The following is a 7,469-nucleotide window of genomic DNA, read 5'->3' as shown; positions in this document are numbered from 1 at the left end:
AGTCCAACGAGTTATTTGAGAAGGTGCAATTTCATTATCATTAGCAATTTTCTGTAAAGTTTCTCTTTCTGTAAAAGCTTCCAAAACGATCTTAAATTTAAACTTAGAAGAGTAAGTTTTTCGTGTATTCATAATCAAAATTCCCCATATTGTTTTCTTAAATTATACCTTATTTTTTTGCTTAAGGTTAAACACTCTTTGTATGAATTTATACGACCATTATAATTATTCCTCCATTTTCTTTAAATGTTTATCTATACTGTTTGTTATCTTTCCCATAACCTTTCTAAAAACCTTTACTTCATCTTCAGAAAGATCTTGAGTCAATACTTCACTATCTAATTTTAAAGACTATTTTAATTTTTTTTTATTACTGCTAAAATATACATCATATAAAATAAATTTTAGGGAGGATAGGATGAAGAAAGAGGTTATAAGTTTAAATAAGAACAAAATGAAAGAGTTGATAGATAAAAATTTAATGGTTATTGCAACTCTATTTTTTTCAGGAGCTTTTATAGCTGGAAAGTTTTCCATCGCAGAATTTCCTGTATATTCTCTGACATTCTTTAGATTTTTAATAGCAGCTGTAGTTTTATTTTTAATAATCTTAAAAAGAGGTGAAGATTTAACATTGAAAAGGACCGATATCCCAAGAATAATCCTCCTGTCCCTCCTTGGTATGGTAGGATACCATGTGCTTTTTTTTACAGCATTAAAGTATACGAGTAGTGTGAATACATCTCTTATAGCGGCCACAAATCCAATCATGACTACCATTATGGCATCTTTATTTTTAAAGGAAAAATTTCCAAAAAAATCTATTGTAGGAATCTCTCTCTCTTTCTTAGGAGTTGCTATAATCGTTACCAACGGTTCTTTAGATATGATTAAAAACATGGATTTTAATATTGGTGATATCTCTATGCTCTTTGCTGTTTTGTTTTTTTCCCTATACTTTATAGTTCTAAAGGGAATCGTAGGACGTGTTGCACCGATAAAACTTACATTTTATGTATTTTTATTTTGTATAATATTACTTATTCCCATGGTGATATATGAAAATCCCATGAGTTATTTACCTCAAACTACCTGGATGGGATGGAGCAGTTTGATATATATGTCGATCTTTGCTTCGGTTATAGCGTATTTAATTCAACAGGTGTCGGTAAAAAGGATAGGTCCTGCCAAGACTTCTCTATATGTTAACTTAGTTCCTCTATTTTCCATGATAATGGCATATTTTATCCTAGGAGAAGTTATTACAGTACCTAAGATCTTAGCAGGATTTATGATCATCGCAGGGGTAATCATAACTTTAAGGAGTAAGAGGTAAAAAAAAATAATTCATAGAAAAAGTCCCTAAAAATATTTAGGGACTTTTTTCATAAAAAAAAACATCCCGTAGGATGTTTGGAATTTTATATTGGCGGAAGTATGTGGGAATCGAACCCACCCATGACGACTAAACGCCAAAACTCGGTTTTGAAGACCGGTAGGCACACCAGTTACCTATCTACTTCCAAAAAGATTATACTACATAATCCAAAGAAATGCACCCTTTTATTATTATTATGCTATACTTTAGTTGAAAGTTGATGTTTTTTCGAGTTGAAAGCTAGATAAAATAAGGGGGAGGTAACTTCAGATGAATTTAAAAATAAATTATTATGGGGTGGAAAACAATGAAAAAAGTAAAAATACACAAATTAAATAAAGAAGAATTTTTCAAAACCTTTGATATTTCAGAAGAATACTTTATTTCTACAGGATTAGAGTGGGATACTTTAAATAAAATCTATGCTGATTATTGTAAAATAGTACCACTATTAGAAAAAGAAGCCGAACACATAGTTTCTAAGTTAATAGATGTACCTTTGGTTCATTCTGTGAGAAGAAGGGTCAAAGAACCTAGCCATCTTATTGAAAAGATTATTAGAAAGGGTAAAAAATACAATGATCTAAAAATAGATGTGACTAACTACATAAAAATTGTTACTGATCTGATTGGTATCAGAGTTTTACACCTGTTCAAAGATGACTGGATAAAATTACATAAAAATATTACAGATATTTGGGAAACCAAGGAAATACCACAATTAAATGTAAGACGTGGGGATTACAACATGGAAAATCTAAAGGATGAGTTAAAGGATATTGACTGTGAAGTCATCATAAGGGAATATGGTTATAGATCTGTACACTATCTTATTGGAGCACATATCTCAAAAACTAAGGAGACTTTTATAGAAATTCAGGCTAGGACAGTATTTGAAGAGGCATGGAGTGAGATCGATCACATTATTAGATATCCTTATGATACCGACAATCCTATTTTAACTGAGTATTTGGCAATATTTAATAGAATAGCTGGAAGTGCCGATGAAATGGGAATGTTTATAAAAAAATTAAAAGCCGAAGTAGGAAATAGTGATAAAAAAGTAGGAAACAGCAGTAAAAGGGAATTGGATTTAAAATTTAAATAAGATATATTTTATAGATTAGAGTTTTTTAAATTAAAACTTGAGATACTTCAATTCCTGTATATGATACAACTAAAATTTACTCAGATGCCTTACTAAAAGAAGCTATTAAACAAATAAAATCCAGAGAAATAATTTCCCTGGATTTTTTCATTTACTCTTTTTAAAGTGTCCAATTTCATGGTTACAGTTTAAAATTTTGGAAGCCTTTTTTTAAACTCTACCACATTTGGCTGAATTATTCTGTACAGTAAAAACGTTAAATTATCTCAGTAGATCTTTTAAATAATCTACTAAATTAAGAATGTCACGATCTACTACATTTGATTGAGACTCGCAATATTTCTGGACCTTATTAATTGATGCCATTTTTTCGTGAACATCTTTAGAACTATTAATAGAATCTATATATTCAAATAGTTCTCCATGATCTGAATATAGTGGCGATAGCAATTCTTCAAGTTTATTTAATTCGTCGTGGAATTTATCTAGACTTTTGCTCATTGGTACCCTCCTAATTGTATAGAATAACTCAGTTCCCTATAAGTATACTCCATTTAAGTTCTAAATTATATAGCTCAGAAACTCCTAAAATTAATAATTTTTTTTACATTTGCCAGAAAGTTTAATCAGCTATAGATTATTAGTTAGCATCAAGGTTTTAAACTTAGTGTAATTCGTGACAAAAATATCTCTCCCAGTCTCAATACCCTAAAAAAACTTTCATATATCCAACAAAAAAAGTATAATAATATGTACAAAAAAAAGAAATGATAACATCTATATAAACTATAAAAATTGGAGGAGTGGGATGAAAAAAGTACTAGTAATTAATACAGGTGGGACCATTGGAATGGTTCATATTGAGAAAGGAAATCCATTGAGTTCATTGAAACCTGCAGAAGATTGGAATGAGATTGCAGCAAACTATCCACTTTTAAATTATTTTGACACTGGATATGTACAGGTGAAGGAGCTTATCGATTCTTCAGATATGAATCTAAATATCTGGATTGAGATAGCCCAAATAATAGAAGAAAATTATGACAAATATTGTGGGTTTGTTGTTTTACACGGAACCGATACAATGGCCTTTACAGCTTCTGCCCTCTCATTTATGCTGAATAATTTGGGTAAACCTGTGATCTTGACTGGATCACAAGTACCTCTTGAAAATCCCAGAAGTGATGCCCTTCAAAACTTAGTAACAGCTATCCAAATAGCAGGATCAGAGCTGTACAACATCAGTTTAGTTCCAGAAGTATCTATATTTTTTAGAGATCACCTTCTCAGAGGAAACAGGTCTAGAAAACTAGATGCAAGTAATTATTATGGGTTTTCAAGTCCTAACTATCCAAATTTAGGAGTAGCAGGATCGGAGATAAAGATTGAGCGTTCAAAAGTTAGAAAACCATCAAAACAAGAGTTCTTTGTAGATTGTTCAATGGATACAAACGTATTGGTCTTTGATATATTTCCGGGATTCAATCCTGAGATATTAAAAAAAATATTTAAAACTAATGATATCAAGGGGCTTATTTTAAAAACTTATGGAAATGGAAATGCTCCTACCAGTGATGTATTTGTTTCCGTTATTGAGGAGATTGTAAAATCGGGTGTTACCGTTGTAAATATCAGTCAATGTCCTACCGGGATGGTTAAAATGGGGCTCTATGATGCTAGTACAAGGCTTTTAGACGCAGGAGTAGTCAGTGGTATGGATCTTACTCCAGAAGCAGCTATTGCCAAACTTATGCACCTTTTAGGTAGGGGAATAGACAATAAATCTATTGGAGATGCTATCCAACTGGATATTTGTGGGGAACAGAGTCTGGATCTCCTTACTTACCGGCTAGATGATGCAAATGAAGGAGTTACTTCAAAATCTTTTGAAATAATTCTTTCAAAGGAAATAGATCCCTCTAAAATAAAAAGAACTAGGTTCAGAGTAAGAAATATAAGTTCTTTGTATCCAATAGATTTAAAGGTAACCATTGAGGGAGAGACGGAGCTACCCCTTAAAAATTCTATTAAGACTCTAACTAGAGATGGGGATACGGCTGATTTTTTAATTAGTTTCGATCATTCTACAGCTCAAATTTTGGAAAAAGGTAAAAAAATCTATTTCAATATAGAATCCCAGAGGAAAATTTCTTGGGACAGGGTGGTCTTTGAGATTTTTATAGGCAAGTAGAAGGACAAAAGCAAAGAAAAAAGATGATAAAATTAAGTGTAGACTTAATTTTATCATCTTTTTTTATTCTTCATCCACCTCATAGCTTATCCTATCGATAATACTTCCATCTTTTCCATAGGAAATAGCATCTCCAATCATATTATCATCCTTGAATCGGACTTCGAACTTAATAGTCGAATTTTCGTAGTATTCTGTCAACATTCCGTCTAACTTTCCTTGGTTGTAATTTTCCATTATTTTTTTATTCCCGTTGGAATAATACTGATATTTTGTACCATCTAACTTATTTTCACTAAACTTCATCTGGGATCTTAAACTACCGTTTTTATAATAAGTTAAAAAAATTCCATGAAATTTTCCCTCTTTAAAAGTTCCAAGGGCTTTTTTCTTTTTATTGTCATAGTAAGATCTTGCCTCACCTGTATAGAGTTTTTCAAACTTATAATAAAGACCATTTTTCTCCTTCAGGTTGTTAAAATTTGTTTCTTTAGTAAAAAAGTTAAGGCTACTACACCCTCCTAGAACTAATAATACCAAAATAATAATAAATTGTTTTAACTTCATATTCCACCTCCCTGTTTATTATACAGTTTTTAAAAAATTATTTCTAGATTAATTTAAAGTTGAATTTTTTTTTTTTTTAAACTATACTTATAGTAAAAAGAAAATATGGAGGACTGTATGAGTTTATTTGGAGTTAAAGAGAGAAAAGAGATAAAAGAGTTAAATATCCAAATCGATAGTTTACAAAAAAAAATACTAGAGATCAAGGTCAAAGAGGATCAATTATTAGATATCATCCAGAAAAAAGATATAAAAATAGAAAATATAGAAAATATAGAAAAAATATCCAAATCTCCCCATGATAGACAATTTGAAAAAATCACCTTGGAGTTTGATAAGGTTAAAACAGAAAATATAAATTTAAAAAAATCAAATGAAAAATTTAAGTTAGAAAATGTAAAATTAATTGCTGAAAATCGTGAAACAATTGAAAAAATTATAGAAATTGAGAAGAGGGCTAATAGTTTAAGGTTAGAAAATAAGGTTTTAAAACAACCTAAAGAATCTAAAAATACCCAGAAAAAATTCAGATATAGAGTTTTAATTAAGGATCTTTATTCAGCGAGAAAACATGATGAATTCAAGAAGATCTGTGAAAATTCAGGGCTTCTATATGTAAGTGAATTAAAAAATATAAATTTTGAAAAATTAATAGAGGATGGAATCTCTAAAACAAAGATGAACAACGCTAAAAATGAGTATATTAAATTTAAAAATGATGAATTTAATCCAGAAATAGAGGAATATTTGGTATATGGACACAAGGTATCCAAGGTGTTTTTTAGATATAGAAGTTTTGTATCTTACTTGGCAGAAGCAGGAATAAAGTTTATCTCTCAATTAGAAAACTTTGATTTTAAAGACTTAGAAGGGGAGAGTTTTACCTCTGCACAGATAGAAAAAATGAAAGAAAAAATGACTAAATATAATAAATTGAGAAAAAAATAATTTTTTTTAGGAGGAAGTAGATGAAAAAAAGTTTTGCTAGTGACAACTATAGCGGGGTACATCCTAATATTATGAAAAGCTTAATGGAGGCCAATAGTGGGCACCAATCTCCATATGGAGGAGATGAATATACAACAAAAGCCAAGAAAAAATTTAATGAAATATTCGGACCTGTAGAAACACTATTTGTATACAATGGAACTGCATCAAATGTTTTTGCCTTGGATATAATGAAGGAGATAGGCAGTGCCATCATCTGTCCTGAGACTGCTCATATATTTACAGATGAGACCGGTTCAACAGCTAAGGTGACAGGAATGCAGATGTTAACTGTACCAACTAAAGATGGAAAATTAGATATAGAAAAAGCTAAAAAATACCTCTTATTCAAGGATACTTTTCATAGACCCAATCCATCTATTATCTCCATCAGTCAAGCTACGGAAAATGGGACTATCTATACTTTAGATGAAATTCAAAAGATATCTGCTTTTGCTAAAGAAAACGGAATGTACCTTCATATGGACGGTGCCAGAATTTCCAATGCAGCAGTAGCTTTAGGATGTTCATTAGAGGAGATGACAAGGGGATGTGGAGTAGATGTCCTTTCCTTTGGTGGGACTAAAAATGGAATTATGTTTGGAGAAGCTTTAGTCATATTCAATGAAAAATTAAAGAATAGAGTAGGAGAATTTGAATACCTTAGAAAACAAAATTTACAGCTTCATTCAAAGATGAGATATATAGCAGCTCAATACCTTACTCTGTTTGAGAACAACCTTTGGTATAAAAATGCTAAAGTTGGAAATGAGATGGCGAAATATCTGGAAGGTGAACTCCTAAAAATTGGTATCTCTATAACCAATGAGGTAAAAGGAAATACTTTATTTGCAATTTTACCTGAAAAAATTATAGAACCCCTGCAGGAATTTTGTTATTTTTATGTCTGGGATCCAAATACTTCAGAAGTAAGATTCGTTATGTCCTTTGATATATTAAAGGCGGATATAGACCTTTTCATAGAAAAAATAAAAGAATTAACAAAATAAGTAAATTAAAAAAAAGAGTAGAGTTCAGATAAATTGTATCAAAAAACCATGAAACTAACACCCTTTTTCAAGTGTCTAGTTTCATGGTTAGGGTCTGTCTCATATTTTGTGTAAACCTCCAAATTAGTGTAAACTACAATTACATTAATTTGGAGGTTTTTTTATGAGAAAAAGAAGAAAAGATTTATCCCCTGATGAATTAGCACGAAAAGAGCTAATTAGAGAATA

General features: G+C 30.6%; 7 protein-coding genes and 1 tRNA gene. 5 read left to right on the top strand and 3 right to left on the bottom strand.

The window, feature by feature from the left end; translation table 11 throughout:
- The first annotated feature begins 418 nt into the window (after positions 1-418).
- Positions 419-1,336, top strand: a complete 918-nt coding sequence (locus tag V5784_RS06480; RefSeq protein ID WP_336888218.1) for a DMT family transporter — start codon at positions 419-421, stop codon at positions 1,334-1,336.
- Positions 1,337-1,427: 91 nt separating this feature from the next.
- On the opposite strand, the gene V5784_RS06475 is transcribed toward V5784_RS06480, so the two are convergent.
- A tRNA-Sec gene (locus tag V5784_RS06475) sits at positions 1,428-1,524 on the bottom strand.
- Positions 1,525-1,700: 176 nt separating this feature from the next.
- Between V5784_RS06475 and V5784_RS06470 the strand changes: the two genes are divergently transcribed.
- On the top strand, positions 1,701-2,486 hold the full coding sequence (locus tag V5784_RS06470) for a GTP pyrophosphokinase (RefSeq protein ID WP_336888219.1): 786 nt from the start codon (positions 1,701-1,703) through the stop codon (positions 2,484-2,486).
- A gap of 261 nt (positions 2,487-2,747) precedes the next feature.
- Here V5784_RS06470 and V5784_RS06465 read toward each other — a convergent pair whose 3' ends face one another.
- Complete coding sequence (locus tag V5784_RS06465) at positions 2,748-2,987, bottom strand: hypothetical protein (RefSeq protein WP_336888217.1); 240 nt, start codon at positions 2,985-2,987, stop codon at positions 2,748-2,750.
- A gap of 307 nt (positions 2,988-3,294) precedes the next feature.
- Here V5784_RS06465 and V5784_RS06460 point away from each other — a divergent pair, with 307 nt between their 5' ends.
- Positions 3,295-4,677 (top strand): asparaginase, encoded by a 1,383-nt coding sequence (locus V5784_RS06460; protein WP_336888216.1) that lies wholly within the window; start codon positions 3,295-3,297, stop codon positions 4,675-4,677.
- A 63-nt stretch (positions 4,678-4,740) separates the two neighbouring features.
- Here the strand turns inward: V5784_RS06460 and V5784_RS06455 are convergent, their stop codons facing one another.
- Complete coding sequence (locus V5784_RS06455; protein WP_336888215.1) at positions 4,741-5,244, bottom strand: hypothetical protein; 504 nt, start codon at positions 5,242-5,244, stop codon at positions 4,741-4,743.
- A 117-nt stretch (positions 5,245-5,361) separates the two neighbouring features.
- On the opposite strand from V5784_RS06455, the gene V5784_RS06450 reads away from it, so the two are divergent.
- On the top strand, positions 5,362-6,192 hold the full coding sequence (locus V5784_RS06450; protein WP_336888214.1) for a hypothetical protein: 831 nt from the start codon (positions 5,362-5,364) through the stop codon (positions 6,190-6,192).
- A 20-nt stretch (positions 6,193-6,212) separates the two neighbouring features.
- Entirely contained in the window at positions 6,213-7,241 is a 1,029-nt protein-coding gene (locus tag V5784_RS06445; RefSeq protein ID WP_336888213.1) for a low specificity L-threonine aldolase, read from the top strand.
- Positions 7,242-7,469: the final 228 nt, after the last annotated feature.

Source organism: Psychrilyobacter sp., from assembly GCF_037132775.1.
Classification (GTDB): domain Bacteria; phylum Fusobacteriota; class Fusobacteriia; order Fusobacteriales; family Fusobacteriaceae; genus Psychrilyobacter.
Note: the sequence above shows the minus strand (reverse complement) of the source record. Positions and strands in the feature narration are given on the sequence as shown.